The organism is Flavobacterium collinsii, assembly GCF_946903285.1.
Classification (GTDB): Bacteria; Bacteroidota; Bacteroidia; order Flavobacteriales; family Flavobacteriaceae; genus Flavobacterium; species Flavobacterium collinsii.
The window spans coordinates 5160266-5183138 of record NZ_OX336425.1 but is presented as its reverse complement, the minus strand read 5'-3'; the positions used below and the strand labels follow the sequence as shown (position 1 = coordinate 5183138).

Annotated in this window: 18 protein-coding genes and 1 other RNA gene; 9 read left to right on the top strand and 10 right to left on the bottom strand. The window is 32.0% G+C overall.

Annotated elements, in window-relative coordinates; translation table 11 throughout:
- Positions 1-682: 682 nt before the first annotated feature.
- From OGZ34_RS20810 to OGZ34_RS20790, 5 genes are all read right to left on the bottom strand, one after another.
- Positions 683-982, bottom strand: a complete 300-nt coding sequence (locus OGZ34_RS20810; RefSeq protein ID WP_173968451.1) for a hypothetical protein — start codon at positions 980-982, stop codon at positions 683-685.
- On the bottom strand, positions 963-1115 hold the full coding sequence (locus OGZ34_RS20805; RefSeq protein WP_173968452.1) for a hypothetical protein: 153 nt from the start codon (positions 1113-1115) through the stop codon (positions 963-965). The genes OGZ34_RS20810 and OGZ34_RS20805 overlap by 20 nt, the downstream gene beginning before the upstream one ends.
- A gap of 1279 nt (positions 1116-2394) precedes the next feature.
- Positions 2395-2634: a hypothetical protein gene (locus tag OGZ34_RS20800; protein WP_173968454.1), complete on the bottom strand. Its 240-nt coding sequence runs from the start codon at positions 2632-2634 to the stop codon at positions 2395-2397.
- A 249-nt stretch (positions 2635-2883) separates the two neighbouring features.
- Positions 2884-3600: a DUF3164 family protein gene (locus OGZ34_RS20795; RefSeq protein ID WP_263361589.1), complete on the bottom strand. Its 717-nt coding sequence runs from the start codon at positions 3598-3600 to the stop codon at positions 2884-2886.
- A 28-nt stretch (positions 3601-3628) separates the two neighbouring features.
- A complete protein-coding gene (locus OGZ34_RS20790; protein WP_263361588.1) occupies positions 3629-3907 on the bottom strand; it encodes a hypothetical protein in 279 nt (92 codons plus the stop codon).
- A 477-nt stretch (positions 3908-4384) separates the two neighbouring features.
- Here OGZ34_RS20790 and OGZ34_RS20785 point away from each other — a divergent pair, with 477 nt between their 5' ends.
- Positions 4385-4957, top strand: coding sequence for a S24 family peptidase (locus OGZ34_RS20785; protein ID WP_263361587.1), 573 nt, complete (start codon positions 4385-4387; stop codon positions 4955-4957).
- 136 nt (positions 4958-5093) lie between these two features.
- Positions 5094-5558, top strand: a complete 465-nt coding sequence (locus OGZ34_RS20780; protein ID WP_263361586.1) for a hypothetical protein — start codon at positions 5094-5096, stop codon at positions 5556-5558.
- A 628-nt stretch (positions 5559-6186) separates the two neighbouring features.
- Here the strand turns inward: OGZ34_RS20780 and OGZ34_RS20775 are convergent.
- Complete coding sequence (locus OGZ34_RS20775; RefSeq protein WP_263361585.1) at positions 6187-8004, bottom strand: hypothetical protein; 1818 nt, start codon at positions 8002-8004, stop codon at positions 6187-6189.
- A 355-nt stretch (positions 8005-8359) separates the two neighbouring features.
- Positions 8360-8809: a hypothetical protein gene (locus OGZ34_RS20770; RefSeq protein WP_263361584.1), complete on the bottom strand. Its 450-nt coding sequence runs from the start codon at positions 8807-8809 to the stop codon at positions 8360-8362.
- Positions 8810-9505: 696 nt separating this feature from the next.
- Between OGZ34_RS20770 and OGZ34_RS20765 the strand changes: the two genes are divergently transcribed.
- The 6 genes from OGZ34_RS20765 to OGZ34_RS20740 all read left to right on the top strand — a co-directional run bounded on the left by OGZ34_RS20765 (position 9506) and on the right by OGZ34_RS20740 (position 17500).
- Entirely contained in the window at positions 9506-11404 is a 1899-nt protein-coding gene (locus OGZ34_RS20765) for a hypothetical protein (RefSeq protein ID WP_263361583.1), read from the top strand.
- Positions 11405-11620: 216 nt separating this feature from the next.
- Positions 11621-12010, top strand: a complete 390-nt coding sequence (locus tag OGZ34_RS20760) for a hypothetical protein (RefSeq protein WP_263361582.1) — start codon at positions 11621-11623, stop codon at positions 12008-12010.
- Between the two features lie 15 nt (positions 12011-12025).
- A complete protein-coding gene (locus OGZ34_RS20755) occupies positions 12026-15367 on the top strand; it encodes a PIN domain-containing protein (RefSeq protein WP_263361581.1) in 3342 nt (1113 codons plus the stop codon).
- 493 nt (positions 15368-15860) lie between these two features.
- On the top strand, positions 15861-16505 hold the full coding sequence (locus OGZ34_RS20750; RefSeq protein WP_263361580.1) for a recombinase family protein: 645 nt from the start codon (positions 15861-15863) through the stop codon (positions 16503-16505).
- A 15-nt stretch (positions 16506-16520) separates the two neighbouring features.
- Positions 16521-17339 carry a hypothetical protein gene (locus OGZ34_RS20745; RefSeq protein ID WP_263361579.1) on the top strand — a complete coding sequence of 273 codons (819 nt, stop codon included), beginning with the start codon at positions 16521-16523 and terminating at the stop codon, positions 17337-17339.
- Positions 17336-17500, top strand: coding sequence for a PTS sugar transporter subunit IIBC (locus OGZ34_RS20740; protein WP_263361578.1), 165 nt, complete (start codon positions 17336-17338; stop codon positions 17498-17500). The genes OGZ34_RS20745 and OGZ34_RS20740 overlap by 4 nt, the downstream gene beginning before the upstream one ends.
- Before the next feature lie 185 nt (positions 17501-17685).
- Here the strand turns inward: OGZ34_RS20740 and ssrA are convergent.
- Both ssrA and OGZ34_RS20730 read right to left on the bottom strand, forming a co-directional pair.
- Positions 17686-18082: a transfer-messenger RNA gene (ssrA, locus tag OGZ34_RS20735) on the bottom strand.
- 67 nt (positions 18083-18149) lie between these two features.
- Positions 18150-19352: a serine hydrolase domain-containing protein gene (locus OGZ34_RS20730; protein WP_263363151.1), complete on the bottom strand. Its 1203-nt coding sequence runs from the start codon at positions 19350-19352 to the stop codon at positions 18150-18152.
- 240 nt (positions 19353-19592) lie between these two features.
- Here OGZ34_RS20730 and OGZ34_RS20725 point away from each other — a divergent pair, with 240 nt between their 5' ends.
- Complete coding sequence (locus OGZ34_RS20725) at positions 19593-20795, top strand: NAD(P)-dependent oxidoreductase (RefSeq protein ID WP_173967992.1); 1203 nt, start codon at positions 19593-19595, stop codon at positions 20793-20795.
- A 152-nt stretch (positions 20796-20947) separates the two neighbouring features.
- Here the strand turns inward: OGZ34_RS20725 and fumC are convergent, their stop codons facing one another.
- A complete protein-coding gene (fumC, locus tag OGZ34_RS20720) occupies positions 20948-22333 on the bottom strand; it encodes a class II fumarate hydratase (protein WP_263361577.1) in 1386 nt (461 codons plus the stop codon).
- Between the last annotated feature and the right edge of the window lie 540 nt (positions 22334-22873).

Sequence of the window (22873 nt, the reverse complement as noted above, 5' to 3'; positions counted from 1 at the left end):
GCCTTTAGAGGCATTAATAAGTAATTATAAATCTTATCACAGATAACCAAAACCATTTGATCCTTATATATCAATGGCCACTCTTCTTCTAATGCCGAGCTTGTCCGGAACTTCGTTCTGAAGTCATTCTGCCAAAAGAACTTAATAATTTAAGTCTGCAGAGTCCGCACAATAATTCTGTTCCAGAGTGATAAAACACTGGAGCATTCCGGGAAAAAGAATGGTTTTGAGTTATTTGATTAGGGCAGTAAGCGCCCGCTTTTTTGGCTCCTGTTTTTCTTTATCTTTTAAGAAAAACAGGAGTTTTTTTGTTAAGGGTAGCACAGTGTATACAATGAATAGATTTACATTTGAAAACAATTAAAATGTAGAATGACTTCTTTCTATAGAAGATAAAAGATTCTTAAAAACAATTTTAGATGAAATCTATTTCAATACTATGTTAACCTTGTAATTTTCAGAATTTGTGATGAGGTTTATTTTTACGCTCATTTTGATATTGTTTGAAAGTTGAATTGATCTTAAAATTCATCCATTCACGAAAAGTAATTATAGGTTTTAAATTTGTTGCGATTAATAGGGCCCCTAAAAGTAAAGAGGCATAAATATCATTGTTTGGATGCATTGATTTATAGATTTTTGGGTTATTTTGGTAATTAATTGGATATGTTTTGAGCTTAAATCAGGACATAGTATTTTCTAAAATAGATGCGGGTTCGTCCTCTTCAATAAATGGGTTTTCATAATAAGGCGTAAAATGGTATTTACTGATAAGTTTGGTCACTTCTCCTATTTTACTTTCAATTTGCAATGAGACGGGTCTTGGTTCAGCTTCAGGATTGTTCAGAATATGGAACCACTGAAAACGTTCTTGATTGATACAGATACGTTCTCCGGCTGTAAATGTTCTGATTTTTTCGGAACAGAACTGAAGTGTGATATAAAGTTGTGCGATACGCTCTTTAATTTGCTTTTGATTCATTTTGTCGTAATTGTAAAATAGTTTGTAATTTTTTCAGGTCATATTCGATAAGCTGTCTTTCGGCACTGTCTGGGTTTTTAATGAGCCAGGATTCTAGTACCTGTATTTTTTCAATAATTTTTGAAATTGTCATTTGGATTTGTATTTAAGATTACTAAATAGTTTTTTTGTAGTTAGAGTAATGAGATATAAAAATGTATAGTTTTTTTTGGAAGTTCATTTCTGATTTCTTACAAATATCGAAATTTATTTCGAATAAAATAAAAAAAATCGAATCTTTTTTCGATTCGCTTTTGTGGTGCTTTTTTTGTCTTTTAAAAGGTTGTTTTTGTATGCTTTGTTTTTTTTTGGTGTATAATTGTCTGTTGGTTATAAAAATCGACTAATCTCAGAAGGTGTTTTTTGTAGGGAATAGTATTATTTTCGAATTATGTTTCGTTTTTTTGCTGGACCTGTAGCAGTTTTTGTAAATCAAGAAGGAAAATATCTCGTTTAGTCTGAGATTGTTTTTTGGTTCAGGTATATAGGATTGGTTGATTAGTGAAGTTTTGCCATCCTGAATTAATGTGAAAAAGCCCAAATCGCAAAAGAAATTTATGGATGGGCTAAAACTATTTTAGTTTTTTGAAATGTTTCTGTAATAAAATCAGTTTAAAGATTCCTTTTCGCAGATCAATAAAACTTCCAATAATTCGATACTGATTTTTCCTTCTAGGAATAATTTCCGCAATAATTTTATGTACTCTTGTTTTTTAGTAAGCATGGTTATATGTTTATAGATTAAGTAATAAAATTCGTAATATTCAGCGTTCAATATTTGAGGTTTCCCGTAACCAATTTTCTTTAGGTCTCTCATCTCTCGGAATTGGTTTGAAAATTAACATTTACAATTAGAGCTTGGTTTTTGCTTTTTTTGCATTTAGAGTGAAAGAATGGTTGTTTTTTCTTTGTAAATCACAGCTAAAAGTGAGTTTTAATTGAAATGTCTATATTGCTGGAGGCTGCTTTGGGTGTACTAGTTTTTGATTTTCTTTTTTTGCATTTTAAGTTGTCTTTATTATTTATTTAACATTTGATTATTCAAAAAAAAGCAAGTTGAATATGAAATATAAATCGTTTGGAATAAAAAGCCTGTAATTGTCTATTTACAGGCTTTTTTTTTGAGAATTTCGTTAAGATGTTTGAAATTTTTGAATGTTCTTTTGAAAATTGTTTTATTGATTTAGCAAGTCTGAATGATACAGGAAATTTGAGTTTAAGTTTTTAATTTAAATTTGAGAAGGTAAAGATGGAAGGATATAATGCTTAATAAAAATGCATGACAGGTGATTGAACATTAATGTTCGAAGTTTTTACAATCTTGTTCAGGAAACTTAAGCTAGATAGGTTTGGCTGTTGATTGATATTATAGGTTACGAAGCTGTTTTTTGGTATAGCTCTTCGATTTTTTTAAGTTCGATTGTTATAGGAGTACAGAGGATTTCGTATAATGTAGTTCTGGAAATGGGATAGATTGGATATACGTATTTGCGCCAGACTACCGTTGTAGGGATGTCTTCTGTTTTGTGTTTTTGATATAGCTCTTTTATAAGTTTATATCGGAGTAATTTGTTTTTCTGAATTCCCAGGCTTCTTTGATTAGATATTGGCATAGTAAAATGATTAAAGATGAATTAAATGAGTTTAGATGATTTTTTTAGAAAAGTTTATAGAATATGAATTGCAATTATTTGTTCTGTGGTATTTGTGATTATATATTAACTTTCTTTTTGCGTTCGTTTTGATACTGTTTATAGGTTGTGTTTATTTTGAAGCTCAACCATTCTCGAAATATTAGAATTGGTTTCAAATTGGTTGCAATAAGTAAGAATGTTAATAGGGCAGATGCATAGATATCATTATTAGGCTGCATAATTTTGTTCATTTGTCTGGTTAAAGAAATCAAAAGCATATCCCTGTAAAAAATCAACGGATGACATCGATAATGGTATATTGGTTCTTATTCCATTATAATCAATTTTGTTTGCTTCAATAAACCAGCTTGAACGAACAGGTTTAAAAGATGAGGCGATTATTTCAACGCCATCGGTAAATTCTTCATTGTTGAATTCTTTTGTTAGTTTTTGAAGTTCCAAAACCCTTGATCCTTTTAGGTTTCCTTTGGCATCTTTCTTTAGTAGATTAAAAACAATTTTGACTAATGCTGCTGTTTCTCTGCTGGTTGAAAGTGATGATATGTAATTTTGTACCTTTTCAATTCCAATGGTTGCGGTGTCATCCCATCCTTCATTAATGCGATATCCAATTGTAATTTCTTCTTTGTCATTAGAGAAAGTGTGTGACATTTGCTTTTCTTTAAAACCGTAAACTTGATTTTTTAAATCCAGAATAGTTTCAAATAGCTGGAAGGTTTCGGTTTTGGCGATTCTCATCATTTCAGAGGTTTCGTGTAGTCTTGAAAGTGCTCTTGGGATAGTTTCAGCTACTAGTTTTTTATAAGCATCCCTTTCTTCGTTTTTTTTGTTTTCAATTCGGTTTAATGCTTCTTTTAGTTCTTGCGCAGAAAATTGAGATAAATCCATAGTGTGGTTGACTGTGTTTGTTAATGGTGTGATCATAATAGTTTTGTTTTAAGATTAATATAATTTAGTTGTGTAATACAATTTCATCTTTAAATGGATCGCCATAATAAGGTTTGAAATTATATTTGGCAGCAAGTTTGGAAACTTCTTTTAGTTTGTTTTCAATATTTTGAGGAACAGGTCGTGGAGTAATGGTTTCGTCATCCAGGATATGCATCCATTGAAAACGCTCTTGATTGATACAGATTCTTTCACCGGGTGTAAAAGTTTTTGTTCGTTCGGAGCAATATTGAAGTGCGAGGTACAATTGAGCTATGCGAGTTTCGATTTGATTTTTATTCATGATTTTTTTTATTGAGATTTTTTTGTTTGATATCAGGTTAGATTGCACTTTTTTAGGGCTGTTTGGTTTCTCGATAAGTTGATTTTCTGGCTATTGGATTTTTTCTTGGATTTGTTTTTATCTTTTGGTATTTGTTAGGAGTTGAATAAGAGATCTTATGTTTGTAGATTGATATTATGGTTTTTGATAGTTTTGTTTCTGTTTAATATGTAGGTATTTTATATTTGTTTTGTATCTATAATCCATGAGTTATATGATTTTATTGGTGTTTCTGTTGTTTTTGAATTTTATTTTTCTTTCCTTTGCAAATATAATGTAAAATAATACATTAAAACAAATTTTTAACGTAAAAAAATACATGCTTTTATGGGGTCAACTGAAAGAGTAAGGGAGTATCTTGATTACAAAGGGATTAGTAGGTATAGGTTTTGTATTGACTTGGGTTTTTCAAACAAATTTTTAGATAATAGTAGTAATATGGGAACGGATAAGGCGTGTAAAATTTTACATCAATATCCTGAAATTAATTCAGAGTGGCTTTTGACGGGAAATGGGCCTATGATAAAGGAAGATGATACAAGTGTATTAATTATGAATACTGATAGAAAAACGGTAGATTCTATTTGTGTAAATCAGGAAATACCATTGTATGATCTTGAAGCTGTTGCCGGACTTAGAGAATTGTTTAACAGTGCAGAGTCACGTAGAGTTTTGGATACTATAAAAATTCCGAATTTACCTAAATGCGACGGTGCTATTTCGGTAACTGGGGATAGTATGTATCCATTGTTGAAATCTGGAGATATTATTTTGTATAAAGAAACTGAATTTGAAAATATTTTCTTTGGAGAAATGTATCTTTTGAGTGTAAGGTTGAATGATTGGGAAGAGTATATTACAGTAAAGTATGTTCAGAAATCCGAGCAGGGTTTGGAGTATGTAAAATTGGTAAGTCAAAATTCGCATCATCAGTCAAAGGATATTCATATTTCTAAAATATCGGCGTTGGCGCTTATAAAAGCTAGTATCCGTGTTAATACCATGATGTAGAAGTTTACGGAAAGGTATAGCCTGAAAGTAATTTGATTTCTTTTTGAAGACTATATCCTATTATTTTTTTAAATTTGTTAATAACCCGAAACGAATATCTAATTCTTTTAGATATTATTTCGTAAGACTTGTATAGATGAGCACGATAAATGAGAAGATTGATGAAATAGCAATTAAGGAATTTAAGGGAAATAACAGTTCTTTTGCAAAAGCGGTGAATACAAGCGAGACAAACATTCGTAATTACAGGAAGCATACTATACCTAAACTTGATTTTATAGTTAAGTTGCATGACTTATTCGGGATAGGTTTCGAGTATCTGCTTTCTGATGAGGTTGAAATTAACGCGTATAAAAGTGAAGATCGTAAAAGTACGGCCCAGGATCAGGAATTAGTGAGTAAAATGATAATGGCGGAGAATAATCTTCTGAAAGAAAAAAATGATTTTTTATTAGAACAAATAGAATTTTATAAAAGTAAAATTGAGTTTTTGTCACTTCAAACAAATGTAAAAAAATCTCATACAACAAAAGAGATTGCTGAAGGATTAAAGATTATTGATGAGATAGAAAATTTATTTGTAAAGAAATCGGTTAAATAATTTGTAAAGCAGGCCGGTATTTGCTTTTTTTAATGGATGAAGATTAATGTGAAAAGTTGCAGAAAATGTTAAGTAGTAGATTTTTGTTGTACTTGGATTTTTAGAACGTGAGACTCTTTTGTTCACTTTTTGAATTGTTTTGCCTGAAATTATAATGGACTATTTCTGAGTGTTCTTGATGTGAAAAATAACTGTGCGTGCTTCATTAGTGCTTGAGAGACAATGCAGTGTTTGAAGGATATCTCGATTCAAATTAAGTATGAAAGTGCTTTTTGAAAAGGTGACAGTTAAGGGTTTTTCTATTGTCGAACGCCTGATTTGTCTTTTAGCGGTTTAATATTAAGTATAAAAAAGCCTGTAAACATTGAGTTTACAGGCTTTTTCGTGGACTTGACGGGATTACAATCGAACACCTAATTCCTATTTTAATGTTTATTGATAAGCTTGAAAAGAATCCTTGAAGCCCTTATATTTAGAGAGTTTTTAGTTTTTGATACTTAATTTAAATTTTCAACCTTTTTTTCTATTTGATTTTTTTGTTAGAAAATAGCTTTTTTTTAGAATTAAAAACGTCCAAAAAGAATGGTTCAAGGTGCTCGACAGTTGAACACCTTCAAAGTTGATGATTTTAAGGCTTGCAATAAATGTAAAGGCCATCGACTCCTGCTTCTTTGCACCCATTAATGAATGAAGAAATAAACCACAAGATCTGTATGACTTCATTTCTTTCTGGAAATGCTTCAGCATCTCGTAATTGTTGAAGCTTATTTTCTAGTCCACTTTTCGAGATGAAATTTAATACTAAGAATACCTCTCTCTGATGGTTAGGCTCTAAAATAGTTCTCTTAAATTTATCTGTAAAATCATTTACTGAATTACCTTTACGTAATCTTCTAATTTGTGTTTGAATTTTATCATCTTTATAATTTCTACTCCAAAAACCTTGCTTAGAGGTTAATTGAAAATCTTGAGGCATTAGATTCCCTAGGTTTTTCAGTGCTTGTCCGACAATATCTTGGAATGCAGAGGCTGAATAATTCGTCTCTTTATATTTTGAATGGATAAATCTTATTTTATTGCCAACAATGCAAATGTGATCGGCCCACTCTTTTCCTAGATCATCACAAATTAGAAATTCCGATTCTTGTAAAAAGATACTCTCAGTTATGTTAAAAATTGATCCGGGACTAAAATTTCTAGCAGCTGGTGTCAATGTGCCTTTTTCACTAGTGGCGCTTTGAAGTTGAGGATTAGGAAGAAATATTTTTAGAAAATTATCAATATTGCCTAAAAGTCTATTGTCTTTGAATAGTTTTCGATTTGTATAAATAAGTTCACAATTGTCAAAGTTTACTATGAATTGATTTGATACATTTATATAATCTATAAGGGGCTGCATCTGACCATTATCTTTAAATAAAATAATATTCTTTAGTTTTTGAGATCTTACTGAAATGGACTTTTCGTTCATTCTTATTTCTAAGTCGTTGGCATAGGGATTTTGAATGTCATAAGTCGTTAGGCCAATAGTATTATGGTTAGTAATCTGAAGCAAAGTTTCGACTTTTGATATGTATTTGATTAAATTTATTTGTCGTTGTCTTCCGTCTCTTAGAACAATTTTGGTTTCGTGAATTACATTTTGTTCCAAATCCTCATATAATTTTGAGAATACAAATAAAATGGCAATAGGCATCAAATTATGTTTATGATCTTTAAAATCAATAGATTCTGAAAACATGGATAAAAAGGTTTCTCTTTCTGTATGAGCTCGTAATCGCTCAATCTGTAAAAGTCCCCATTTAGAAATTTCTCTAATGTTAGATTTTTTACCAAACTTATTTATTCTTGAAGTATTCAATGAAAGAGACGTTTTTTCGTCATCATTTTTTACTCTCAAATTATTAACTACATAATTACTTGTGCCTAAAGGTGAAAGATTCTGCTGTAGATCAAGAGACTCAAGAGATTTTTGACGGATTGCACGATTAGAAACATTCATGTTTTGCATATTTAGTTTTTCAATTTGAGTATCTTCATCAATATACAAAGTTGAAAGGATCTTGTAATCTATTGGCTCAAATTTCTCAAGAAACTCCCGTAGCTTACCAACATTTCTTCTAACTATCATTATATAATCATTAAAATCGATAATGAAAATGTATGCTAGTTTTATTTCTTCCCAATTTTCTAAATGTTCTTCCAGAATAGAAGGTATGGCAGTATAGCGAAAGATGCAAACAGAATAATTAAAGGTTTGTTCATCTATTATAATCTCTTTGTTTATAACTTTTAAGAGATAGTTTCCTGCTCTTCCGCTCGAAATCTTTCTAAAAAGTTTCCTTATAAGATAATTAGATAGATTTACTTCATCAGGGTTTGAATAAAAATAAGCATTCTCATTCAAAACAATTTGATTTAAAATTTCATCTTCAGTTAGTTGCATAGTTAAGTTGTTTAGTTTTTAGTAGTTTTTTTCAAATCTAAAAAAGCTTGTATTAATGTTATTACGTTTTTCCATAAAGCGTTATTGATCTGATTGAATATTTTGCTAATTTTTTAAGTAAAGGAAAAACTACTTGTTTTCGAATAATTTGTAATTAGGGAAAATTAAATAGAAAAAGTATCTAAGAGTCGAATTTGACAGTATGTGATATATTATAAAAGATGTAAGTTTTGATATTTCTAATGAAATTGAGGCCTTGAAATTGAAGAGTTAAATGCTACTATAATTTGAGATGGTTTATAATTAGAGTTACGTAATAAAAAAGACAGCTAACTAAGCTGTCTTTTTATCTATTTTATCTAACCCCATATATATCTCCCGTAGATATTTCTTGATCAGTAAATCCAGGAACTAATTTGAATTTCAATATAGATTTTACTCTTAAAGTTTCGTCTCTTATACTTTCAATTATAAATTTTAAATCTTCGTCACTATATTCAACATTTGCAACTATTTCTTTTCCGAATTTCTTATAACCTTCTGAACCTGGATATAACTCTAAAATTAATGTAGGATTCATGCCTCTTGCCTGAAATAAACTAGGTAAGGACCACCTTAATCCTTTTGCTCTTAATAATTTTGAATATTCTTCAATAGTATACATATTTGCAACTGCAACTTCAAGTTGCTTTTCCTCCTCCGGACTTAATCTTGCTTTTTTTTCTAAATGTTTAACTGTTGTATCATGGATGTGGTAAAAAGTGTAAACAGCACTTTCGTCGAAATCATTATAATTTATTGGCATAGTTCTATTTTTTTAGTTTAATCAAAAATAGAATTAAGCAGAATATTATTTTAGCGTGATTATACTCGATTTTAAACTCTATTTTTTTATATAGTAGCCTTTACAATGTGTTTCATAACAAATTTATTAATACATAAGTCTGATTAGTTCAATAAATTTATAAGGTAATATAAGCGAAAAAATGAAATGTACATTTCCGAAAATTAGGTTTTTACTCTAAAAGCCAGAAAAACCAAGCTCTCGCAAGTTTTTTTAAGCATTGGCCTTTAAAAATGAAATGTATATTTTACAAAAATAACAGAAAGAAATTCCCTGATATACGTCCTTTAGAGGGGTTTTCTAAACAAATCATCATTAATGGGTTGCCTTATGGGTCGCCTCATGCATTGATTTAAAAAAATAACAAGATGCTAAGTAAATTGCTAAAAACTAAAATGTACATTTCATTTTATATTTGTGTACATTTCAATTTTTGGCTCATAGTAAACTGGATTTTTTATTAAGCATTTGCTAAGAATGATTTTTTATGTTACAAAAAAGAAGAAGATTTTTACTAAAATCTTCCGCAAGATAATTTGAAAAATTGTATTTTCAATTTTTATTTATGCAAACTTGCGAAGTGTAAAACATTAGATTTTGAACTTAAAAAGGGAAGCTGAATTTATTTATATATAGTGACTTAAAGTATGTGTTTTTATGGATGAAATAAATGAGTTAGAAGATGTTTTGCTTTTATTTAAAATGGCAGCGGAAGAGGCAAGAAAGGATCCTGAAAGATATACCGCTTGGATAAGGGGTGAAATTGAAATTGTAATTGCTTTGATTAACAAATTAGATAAAAGGTACATCCTTGGGGCTTTGGGAGCAAGATTAATTAAAGCTTCTCCAAATCTGCACAATCAATTTGTAGCAATGTACAATGGGCCTGATAAAGAAGATATTGCAGATGAGAAGATGCTTGAGGATGAACATGCTGAGGTTCTGCTGGAGTATCTTATGAGTATTTGCTTATCTAGTGCAAATACCAGTTCGGACATAATTCCAACTCAAAAGCAAATCAATGAGATTTATGAACAACTAATTAAGTTAAAACAAAATTTTAATTTTTTGGAAGTTTCTAAAAACATCCCTGTTGATGGTAATGGAAGTGATGAATGGATCAGAAACAGTGTCGTTCAGGATACAATGAACATGCGCGGAAATGGTTATCATCAGCATATAATGGAAGTTTACAAAGAACTTTTCGCGCCTCAGGATGAATTTTTAGCACAATTTTATGGTTTTAATTCCGACGATCTTTTAGAGGCCATAATAAAATTGGATGATCTTGTCTTATCAAAAATAGGAACACTTTTTGGATCAATGAAAAGTCATGACAGATTTTTGAGATGGAGTGATCAAAAAGGCGGTGAGAAGGGAATTATTGAACTAATAACGGAAAAAAGAAAAAGTCCATTTGAAATATTTGCTGATGAATATCCTGATGTAACCCCAGTTGAAGGAGGAATGGGGCTAATACATTATCCTCTGGAATATATTGAAGGTTATGCTAAGGTATTCTGGGTAATTCCAGAGAATGAAAAAGAGCGAAAGATTTTTAATGAATTATCGTGTTCTTTTGGAAGTAATGCAAGTTTTTTGTTTCCACCGCAATATAAAGCCTTTATAATGAATGATACAATCATCAAGAATAAACCTTTGATTAAAGAACATGATAAGTTTTACCATTTTTCTATTCAGCTGGCATTTAGAAATATTTTTAGAATAACGGAAAATTTAATTAAAAGTGCCAGTGAAGTATACTACGAAAATAACTATAAGGGAAATTCGAGTTATCATTCCAGAGATAATTATTTAGAAAGAAAAACAAAATTATTGTTTGAAAGGATGCTCCCCAATACTGTTTTTTACAGTTCACTAGACTATGAAGTGATAGAAAATGACGTGCCTAAAAAGACGGAATTGGATTTGATAGGTATTTCAGACCATTCGATTTATATTATAGAAGTTAAGGCTGGCGAACTCAATGACAAACATAAAAGAGGAGCTTTGAAAGGATTAAAAGACAGGATAGAAGATACCATTGACTATGGATCTTATCAATGCAACCGTGCTAAGAAATATATCATGGAAAAGGAAAAAGTTTCATTTGAATATATTGAGGCAGGATCTAGGAAGGTTCTTGAAATAGAAAATGCAGCGCAAAAGGAAATTTTTAAAATCACTGTTACATTAGAGCATTTTGCGGCAGTGTCAATTAATTTACGGTATCTAATTGAAGCCGGAATATTGAACGAAGATTACAAATGGTCTTGGATAGTCTCTTTATATGACCTGATGATTTTTTCCGATCTGATTGAGAATGAGAATGATTTTAATGAGTATCTGATTAATAGATTAAAGATTTACGAAATGAGAAATGTTGAGTTCATAGACGAGATTGATATATTGGGATATTATCTGGAAGGAAATTTTCCAATTCAAGAAACAGAAGAGAAGCATGTAATCTATTCCAAATTTTCTCAGGAAATCGATTCGTATTATATTAAAACAGGTGTTGGAATGCCTGATATTGCCAAACCGCGGAAGAAGTAATTAATAAAGCAGGAATATTTTTATATTTGTAAAGGTTCAAATTTAAAGAAGGACGTAATGCTTTTCGTTTTTTAATACAGACTGTTTTTTTTCTGATAAATCAAACAATAATGCGGAAGACTGTTTTTGATTTATTTGGTTAAATAAAGAACAGCCTATTGGATATTTTTTTTGACATTATATAACTAAATGTAACATTTTTTAATAAACATAAATATGCCGATAATAACTACAGCAGCTATCACAATACTTCTAAAGAGTTTAGCACAAAAAGGAATAGAAAAGATTGTTGAGACTGGGGCAGAGAACATATCTAGTGATGCTTACAGCTGGCTTAAAAACTTGTTTTACAAAGACAATGAACCCAAGAAAATTTTAAAAGAACTTCGCAATAATCCAGCAGATACAGATCTTTTAGGCAACGCCTCGGCAATTATTAATAACTCTCTTGAAGATAATCCTCTATTTGAAAAATATTTAGAAGAAATTATTAAGAAGGCTGGGGCAGAAAAAGGATCTATTTCTAATAGTAAGAACGTAGTAACAGGTAATGTTTCAACTGGGGGAGGGCATTTTGTAAATGGTGATAATAATAATATTTCTTAATTAGTTCTTATTTAAATGCACGATATAAACGGGTCTATTGATTCTGGCGGCGGTCATGTTATAAATGGCAGCCAGAATACGATTTTAAACGTCATAAACGGATTAGAGGTTCTGCTGTCTGATTATAAGGGACAATTAAGATCTATTAATGCATTAATAGATAGTTTCAGGCATAAAACTGCCTTAGAGCTTCTCTGTGATCTGGAAATCAGATTAAAGGAAAGTTCGGTGCCTCAGGATAAAAAGATTGAAAGTAAAATACTTTTTTTAAAAGCGCTCTGCAAAAGAGAATTGTCTGCTTATTCTAAAGAAGAAGCAGCAAAGGACTTTATAAAAGCATACAGCTTAAACAAGCAAGATACAGAGCTAAATAATAGAGCATGTATCGAATATCTTAATATTGATGAGTTTAAAAAAGCCGAAGAACTAGCGGATAATATTTTAGATAATGACCAATATAATATTAGGGCATGGTTTGTAAAGGCGATAATGTCCGATGATTTAAGCTGTTTTCTAAAGAATGTTCCGAAAGTTGTTACGACAAGTTATAATTTTCAGCACAGCATAATTTACTGGATACTCATCAAGCGGAAGATTAAAAGTTTTACAGAACTTGAGAACTATGGACTAGAACTTCAGTTTAAATCTGAGCAGTACGCTAAAGTGACAGCAGAAAATAAGCAGGCCTGGGTTATTGGTCTTGATCTGCTGATCAGTAAAGTATTAAGTTCACCTGTTTTTAAAAACTTTTCATCAGGAAGAATTGTAATGAAAAAGGATTCGGATTTAGAGCTGCTGATCCGATTGTTAGAGCAATTTGTTGGAACACTGGAATTCACTGAAATTGCCTACAGCTGCAATCACCCAAAATTCTATCTGTATTTTATAAAGTTTTTGACAGCCAGGGATGAAGAATCAAGCAGGTTATTTGCCTCTGCATATGAGCATATTGATAAGGCGCACTGGTTTTACACACAGTTTTTTTGTCAATTTTTAAGTTCTAAAGCAAAATTTCAAGATTTATTGGACTGCTTGGATGAATATGAAAATTTAAAAGGCGAACTTCATTTTGAATTTTATCTTCTAAAGGCTACTTCACTTTATAGGCTTGAAAAGTTTGATGATATTAAAAAACTTGGCAGGGAGTACCTGGAATCTATTCAAACTGTGAATGAATATGATCTTTTTACCTTCATGAGCATTTTAAGGCTAACAGATAACGGAAATGATCAAATTGATTTTCAAACAGAATTTGATGCAATCCTCAATAAAAATTTCGTTTCAGCTGAATTAAAGCAGCTTACAAAATCCACTGTCGTATTAAGGTTCTTTCCAGCATATGACAAACAGGAAATTTATCAGTCATTGAATTCAATTAAAGATTGTGGCCATCTTAGTATAAACTGCAGGAACTTAATTGCCGAGAATTTTGATTTTTTAGGAAAATCAAATGAGGCTTTGGAATTGATGAATTCCTATGTGGATGAATCTGTGCTTAGCGAAAGCCTTAGGCTTTATTTGATGATACTTCGAAAGCAACTGCAATCTGATGAGGATTCACCTAAAGGAAGTGGAATTAAGTTACTTGTTTTGCTTGAGTTTTGGAGAATAAACTGCGAATTCATTGATGAAGAACTTCTCTGTATGGAGCATTTTCTCTGTTCATTAATTAATGATTATCCAAAACTTATTGAAGTGGACAGGCTTCTCTTTTTAAATTTCCCCACTAATTATAAATATCTCTACTTTTATCTTGCCACTCTGGAATTGACAGGAAATGATCATGAAATAAAAGAAATATCAAAGCAGCTTCCTGAAGTATTTGAAGATGAGGATACGGGATTAAATATTGCGGGTGTTTTGCTGCGCAATAAGAAAAATATAGAGAAAGGTTCTAAAATTCTCTATAATCTTGCTCTTGACAAAAATAATGCCAAGGCGAGAATGAATTATTTCGGGACATCACTCTTGATTGATTTTTTGTTTAAAAATTATCAAACTGCAAAAATTGGAAATTGGGTAGTTTATAATGTAGACGGAAAAAAAGAGAAAGTACAGTTAATTAAATTGACAGGCATCCAAAAAGATTTAGCAGGTAAAAGTGTAGGAGAAACTTTTACAAGGAAGCAGCAATTAACCGGTAAAATAAACACCGTTGAGATTGTGGAGATTTTCAATGACCATCTGAATTTATTCCGCGAAATTGAGGAGGAGGCAAAAAATCCGGTAAATGATTTAGGTTTCTATTCCATTGAAATGCCAGCTGATTTAAATGATTTTCCTAAATATCTTATGGAACAGTTTGGTAAGGCTGGAAGTGAAAACAAGAAAACTAAAGATCAGCTTCTTATTGACTATTTAAACTACGATATTGGTTTTTCTGCCTTAGCAAGCACTGTCTTTAACAATAATTATCTGGATGCTTACATTTTTTTAACCAAATCAAAAAACTCAAAGTTTATTACAGTCCCAAATAATTTGACAGATGAGATCGATCTTGAAAATCAAATGTTAAGTTTTGTTCTAGATTTCAGCTCTCTGTTATTGTTTTATGATTTGGAGAAGGAACTTGATTTTAAGTTTAAACATAAATTTGTAATAGCCTCTAATATAAGACACCAAATCGAATCGTATATTAATCAGGAAAGACATTCTCCTGATTCCAATATGAGCATGCACATAACTTTAGAAGGAGTCGAAAATTATGTTTATCCAATAAACAATCAGGCGAAAAGAATAGAATTTTTTCAATCTGTATTAGATTGGATTGAATCGAATTGCGTTATTGATCTTGTAGAGGAAAAATTAGACATTATTTTAAAGGCAAATAAGCTAAAGGAATTGGACTACAACAATGTTCTTTTAAAAATACTTATTGATTCTTTGTACCTGTCCACCAGAGCAGATCATAGAATGATTAGCAGTGAATTATTTGTCTATAAATCTGAAATGCAGAATAATTTTCTAAATCCAGAAAAGTATTTGATAACGAATTATCCAGAAAAGTGCAAGGAAGATTTTTATAGATTTTTACTTAAGTCAAAATATTTAGGCATCGATATTAGTTTTGAAAATTTGAAAAGAGAATTTATCGATTATGTTGGTGGAAGGGAAAATTATTTTTTAACGGCGCTTGGAAATCTTCAATATATATTATCCTGTGATCAGAAAATCATTTCGACCTGCATTGAGTTTATAAAATTTTTAAATAATTCAGCATTACCCTTATCATCGAAAAGGAAGTTCGTAAATCAGATTCTTTGCGCATCCACTAACGGTCTGGAAAAAGAATTAAAAAGGAATTATCTTAATTTGATACATAAAAGGTTAAATATCGGTTCTGTTTTCTTGCTTTAAAATTGGTTGTTTAATAATTAATTAGATTAAAATATCACTGGAAAAATGAAATTTACATTTCAGAAAATTATGGTTTTACCCTAAAAGCCTGCAAAACAAGCTCTAGCAAGTTGTTTTCAGCATTGGACTTTAAAAATGAAATGTGCATTTTACAAAAATAACAGATAGCAATTCCCTGATATACGCTCTGTAGAGTGATTTTTTTAACAAATCATCTTCAATGGGGTGTTTTATGCATTGCCTCAAAACAACAACAACCAACACTATAATAACAACAAGGTAATATTCAGTAAATTACGATAAACCAAAATGTACATTTCATTTTATATTTGTGTACATTTCAATTTTTGGCTCATATATTGATTTTTAGTTGATTAAATATGTTTTTGTTGTTTACGGCGTTTTACTTAATAATGCATGGAATGATTTCTTGTAATCAATCATTTGATGTATTTAAAAATGTTTAGTGGCTATGAAATAAAATATTAATTATATGAAGTCAGCCTATTTATACGTTCGTGTAAGTACGGACGAACAAAAAAGAAAAGGTTATTCCCTGCCGGAACAGGAGGATAGGTTATTGAAGTACTGTAAATATTACGATATCGAAGTAAAAGGAATTTATCGCGAAGATTATTCTGCAAAGAATTTCAATAGACCAGAATGGAACCGATTATTTTCAGAAATAAAAAAGAAATCATCAGGGGAAGATAAAAATATTCTATTTATCAAATGGGATAGATTCAGCCGTAATATTGAATACGCTTACGAAATGATTGGGAAGCTTAGGAAATATAAAACGACAGCAAAAGCTATTGACCAGCCAATTGATTTCTCTGTGCCGGAAAGCACAGTTATGCTGGCTGTATATTTAGCAGTTCCGGAAGCAGAAAATGCGAGGAGAGCGCAAAATACTTCGAACGGTATTCGTCGAGCAAAGCTGATGGGAAGATATCCTAGTAAGGCACCTTTAGGATTTATCAATTTGACATCAATGGACGGCAAGAAAGGAATCGCTCCTAAACAGCCTGAAGCCGAAATTATAAAATGGATTTTTTATCAGGTTGCCAAAAACGATCATAAAATATCTGAAATCATGAAAATAGCTAAAGATAAAGGATTATTATGTTCTAGATAACACTTTTTCAGTATTTTGCATAATTCAGTTTATTGCGGGCTAATACCAGTAAAACTTGACTCTGGTGAAGAGCAGCTAGTGAAAGGATTACACGAACCATTGATATCTGAGTTTTTGTTTAATCAGGTTCAGTCTGTTATTAATACCAAAAGAAAAACCATTGCTAAAAAATATGATTTACAATCGATGTTTTTTCTTGGAGGGGTTTTAATCTGTCCTGTTTGTGATCGAAAACTTCTCGGAAGTTTTTCAGCAGGGAGATTAAAAAAATATCCATACTACCATTGTCGCAATCGCTGCAAAACAAGGATAAATGCAATTTTTCTTAATGATTGCTATCAAAAGAAGCTTCAAGAGTTGATGCTCTCAAATAATACGATTGAATTATTTAAAAATATTATGGAAGACCAGAATATAAAGACACAGAAAGCAAGTTATTTATATGCTCAGAAAGTATTAGAGAGAAAAATAAAAGACGAGGGCTTAACACTTTCTCAAGGCAGAAAATTATTTATTGTCGGAATATTAAAACTTGATGACTACAACGAATTAAAAAAAGAGAATCACGTCAACACCAAAAATCTTAAAAAGGAAGTACGTGATATTTTAATTAAATTAAAAGCTATTGATAAAAAAAGTCGGATAGAAGAGAAAGCGTTAGTCGAAATCTTTCAAAGATTTTCTGAATTTGAGGTCCCAGATAAAAGACATCTTGTAAATCTTATTCCACCTACTAATGTTGATTATAAAACTGGAGATCTATCTTTAGTTTTGAATCAACCATTTTTAAAAATACTATCAAAAAAAGATAACCTAAAAACTGAAAAAAGATGAACTTTATTGAGAAGAATGTTTCAGTAGAAAAAGCAATTGCCATTCTTTCTAAGAGCGGCATTCAGATAAACGAAGATGAAGCCAAAATTATATTGGAATTGTTATATTTAGTGTCAAAAAATTACGATAAACCCAGAGAGAAGAAAATACTATATCCTTAACGGGACTTCGAATCATTATTCAGCCCCGATTATATCTCTAATAGAACTGCTTTGAGACTGTTTATCTTAAACAGACTTAGAATTCCTTGTAAAAAAATCGAACCTAAAATATGTGGCTATAAAGCCAGATAAATGGGGACTTATGGCTATAAAAAAGGAGACAACTATTAACTAGCTGTCTCCTTAAGTGGAGTCGCCGGGAATCGAACCCGGGTCCAAACAAGCAACTAAAGAGCTTTCTACACGTTTATTCCCTGATTGGATTTTCGATGTTAAGCCAGGTCAGGAACAACCACTCAACACTTATCTTCTTAATTTCAATCTCCACCCGAAGCTCATGGAAATCTAGGTTTATTTTTACGGTTCCCCTGTGCTGACCGCCACAAACCAAGGCTTTCAAGGAGAATCCAGCTTTCCTACCTGGTAGGAACGTGGCGCAATCGTACTATAATTCGGATTATGCAGCTAAAGCGTAGTTATTTTCGCCGTGTAAAATTGTAAGATCTTATATTTACGAGCAAGGTCTCAATGCTCGACGTGCTTACTTTTCAATTCGACTTGCTGTCAAAACCAGTCGACCCCAAAAATGAGTTTGCAAATTTATACTATTTGAAGTTAGTTTTGTAATAAATCTTTCAGAAAAATAACATTATTCTTCATCCTTGAAATTAAATGGATAATCACCAAAAATTGGCGCCAGTTTACGAACGGCATAAGTGTTTCTCGTCATTTTATTCGATAAAGCGATAATCGTAACATGCTCTTTCATTAACGGAATGTATGATGAGGTATTACCGTGCCACCAACCGTTGTGGAAATAATAGTTTTGCCCTGTTTCCCAATTGATCATTCGGATTCCTAAACCATAATTTTTGGTTCCCTTACGCTCATTACTGTAGCCGGTATAAACTTGTTTAAGTAATTCGGGTTTTAGAAAGTCAGGTGAATTTCTGGCGCGGTCAAACTTTAAAAGATCTCGCACCGTTGAAAAGATATTTTTATCTCCATAAACATTATCCAGATAATCAAAACCAATTTCTACACCATTACCTTTATAAGAAGGAACAATTTTTTTTCTGTCCTTATCATCGTCAAAAACATAGGTGTGTTTCATTCCCAGAGGTTTAAAAATCATTTGGTGCATGGCTTCTTTATACGTTAAGCCCGTAATTTTTTCAATAATTAAAGCTAGCATTGCATAGTTGGTATTGCAATAGCTAAAACGTGTTCCGGTTCGAGATTCTAAACCAATATTTTTGGTAGCCAGAATATCCAGGATATCTTTATTGGTAAGCTGATTGTGCCTGTCCCATACTGATTTGTCCCGGTCTGTGAAATAGGCATAATTGCGCATTCCACTACGATGGTTAAGCAACATTCTTATTGTACATTCTTCGTACGGAAAGGTTTTTAGAATTGTATTTACTTTTTGATCTAAATCGATCTTACCTGCATTTACAAGTTTTAAAACAGCAGTAGCAGTTAAAACTTTACTCACAGAAGCAATTTGAACAGGAGTTTCTGCAGTTATTTTAGTGCCTTCGTTTTTATTCGCAAATCCGTTATATCTTTCAAAAATAATCTGACCGTTTCTGGCTACTAAAAAACTCCCGTTCATACTATTGTTGGGCCAGTTTTTGTTGTAAAAGTGATTTATTCTTCCGGTTACTGAATTTATATAGGCTTGTGAAATTCTTTTTTCCGGGCCTAATGGTTTCATTTTGGGTAAAGTATCTTCTATCGTTGAAGCAGTATCTGCGGTTGTTTTTTTATCTTTTCCACAAGAACTTAAAACTAATATTAGAAAAAGTATTTGTGGTATATTTGTTTTTTTAAGGAAGCTCATTTTCATCATTCTTTAAAAACAAATATATAGAATTCAATATTTATGTTTTACCGTTTGGGGATACTTCAAAAGGCTTGTTTAACAAAAAATTAAGATTTTGTTTAATTAATTGATTGTTTGTCAGCTTTTAACGGTTTTTAAATATTCTAAATTGTAATTCTGAATGAAAACTTTAACTAAATTTGTTATATTTGAAACAAATAAGATGTAAAAAGTTATATTAATAATTATTTTAAACGCATTTAAATGAAATTTGGAATCATAAAAGAAAGAAAAAACCCGCCGGATCGCAGAGTTGTTTTTGCTCCTAATGAACTTACAAGGCTTAAACAGCTTTATCATGAAGCGGTAGTTGAGGTAGAGAGTTCCGATATCAGGATTTTTTCGGATATACAATACAAAAGTATGGGAATCACTGTTACCGAAGATGTTTCGGACTGTGATGTGTTATTTGGTGTAAAAGAGGTTCCGGTTGAGAATTTGATTCCTAATAAAGCTTATTTCTTTTTTTCGCATACGATTAAAAAACAGCCTTATAATCGAAAATTGCTACAGGCTATTTTAGAGAAAAATATTGATTTATACGACCATGAAACTATTGTGGATGCTAACAATCGACGCTTAATTGGTTTTGGAAAGTATGCTGGAATGGTGGGAGTTTACAACGGAATTCGTGCTTTTGGAATAAAGTTTGAATTGTTTAAATTGCCAAAAGCAGAAACTCTGGATGGAAAAGAGGCTTTGATCAAACAGTTAAAACGTATTACTATGCCGGCTCTAAAATTTGTCATTACCGGAACCGGAAAAGTAGGCAGTGGTGCTAAAGAAATTTTGGACGCTATAAAAATAAAAGAAATTACGGTTGACAATTATTTGACTAAAAAGTATGCGCAAGCCGTTTATGTACAGTTGGATGTTTTAGAATATAATAAACGTATTGATGGTCAGGTTGTTGATTTTAAAGATTTCGTAGCAAATCCAGAGGAATATGTTTCTGATTTTGAGAAATTTACTAAAGTGACGGATATCTATTTTGCCGGTCATTTTTATGCTTCTGGTGCTCCAATGATTTTAACGCGTGAAATGTTGAATGCAAGTGATTGCAAGCTAAAAGTGGTTGCCGATATTTCCTGTGATGTTAATGGTCCAATTGCTTGTACCGTGCGATCCTCGACCATTGCGGAGCCTTTATATGGCTATTTTCCTTTGGAAGATAAAGAAGTAGATGTTTTTCATCCGGCGGCGGTAGTGGTAATGGCTGTTGATAATTTGCCATGTGAAATTCCAAAAGATGCCAGTGAAGGTTTTGGAGAGCAATTTATGGAGCATGTGATTCCGGCCTTCTTCAACGGAGATAAAGATGGAATTTTAAAACGCGCTAAAATAACGGAGAACGGGAAACTAACAGAAAGGTTTAGTTACCTGCAGGATTATGTAGACGGAAAGTAATTATTAATTGTGAATTATAAATTGTTAATTTTTTCAATTTTTGAATTCCAATTTTATATACAAGAAAAAAGAGCTTTCTAATTTTAGAAAGCTCTTTTTTATGATGTAAGGTTAAGGTAATTTATAATTAATAATTAACCATTTATAATTAATTAAACCATCTCCTCCGGTTTCACCCAGGCATCAAAATCTTCAGGGCTTACGTAGCCTAAACGAACGGCTTCGTCTTTAAGAGTAGTTCCGTTTTTGTGGGCTGTCTGTGCAATTTCGGCAGCTTTATAATAGCCAATCTTGGTATTTAAGGCGGTAACCAGCATCAACGAGTTGTCGACTAGTTCCTTAATGCGTTTATAGTTTGGTTCGATTCCTTGTGCGCAATGTTCGTCAAACGAGATGCAGGCATCTCCTAATAATCGTGCCGATTGCAGGAAGTTTGCGGCCATAACCGGTTTGAAGACATTCAGTTCATAATGTCCTTGCATTCCGCCAACTGCAATTGCCATGTCGTTTCCGATTACCTGTGCACAAACCATTGTTAATGCTTCGCATTGGGTTGGGTTTACTTTTCCTGGCATGATAGACGATCCCGGTTCGTTTTCCGGAATGTGAATTTCGCCAATTCCTGAACGAGGTCCTGAAGCTAGCATTCTCACATCATTTGCGATTTTGTTTAGGGAAACGGCTAGTTGTTTTAAGGCTCCATGGGTTTCTACAATAGCGTCGTGTGCCGCCAGGGCTTCAAATTTGTTTTCGGCCGTCACAAAAGGATGATTGGTAAATTTTGCAATATACTCGGCTACTTTTACATCGTACCCTTTTGGAGTATTTAATCCGGTGCCTACTGCAGTTCCCCCCAAAGCGATTTCGGATAAATGGGCGAGTGTATTTTTAAGCGCTTTTAATCCAAAAGACAATTGAGCGGCGTATCCTGAAATTTCCTGTCCAAGTGTTAATGGAGTGGCATCCATAAGGTGGGTACGGCCAATTTTTACCACGTCCTTAAATTCGGTTGCTTTTGCTGTTAAAGTTGCATGAAGTTTTTCGACTCCCGGAATGGTGGTTTCGATCACCATTTTGTAAGCTGCAATGTGCATGGCTGTAGGGAAGGTATCGTTAGAAGATTGTGATTTGTTTACATCGTCATTGGCTTTAATAAATGGTTCACCTTCTCCAATATTGAATCCTTTTAAGACTTGTGCGCGATTGGCTATTACCTCGTTGACATTCATGTTGCTTTGCGTTCCTGAACCGGTTTGCCAGATCACAAGAGGGAATTCGTCATTTAACTGCCCTGCTAAAATCTCATCGCAAACTGCTGCTATAGCATCTCTTTTTTCGAAAGGTAAAACGCCTAAGTCGGCATTAGCATAAGCGGCTGCTTTTTTTAGATAAGCAAAGCCTTCAATGATTTCCTGCGGCATTGACCCGGATGCTCCAATTTTAAAGTTATTTCTTGAACGTTCTGTTTGTGCTCCCCAATACTTATCGGCAGGGACCTGCACTTCGCCCATCGTGTCTTTTTCTATTCTGTATTTCATTATGTGGTATGTAAAAAGTTATTTGTAAAATGTGAAATGTTGTTTGTAGTATGTAAAATGTTTGCTAAAAACTGAAATTTCTTATGAAAATGAATGAACTAGCCCTGATGGCAGTGGCATCCTTTTGTGCCGGGGTTCGGCACAAAAGATAGAGCGGACAGCAGGAATTAGCTTCTGAAAACTCTCATGTTCTTGTGCTTGAGATTGTTCAGTAAAATGGCAGTTATCCATAAGAAAAAAAGCTTATTTAAAATGAGTATAAATATAAGCATAAATGTTATTTCCCGAAAATTGATTTGGATTTTATTGCTAAGGAAAAATATAAGGCTTACATTTGTCCTTACATTCAAAAATTCCGGAAAACATGTTTGAATTTTCACAGTACTTAGGTTTTTTACTTTTCTTGACCATACTAACTATAGGGTTTTGGTTGATGTTTTTCTTAGTAGGTTTCGTATCTTATTGGGTTACGGGTGCTAGCTGGGAAATGTTCAAAGAGAAAAGAGCAAAGAAGAAACAAGAACAATCGATTTAATTTTA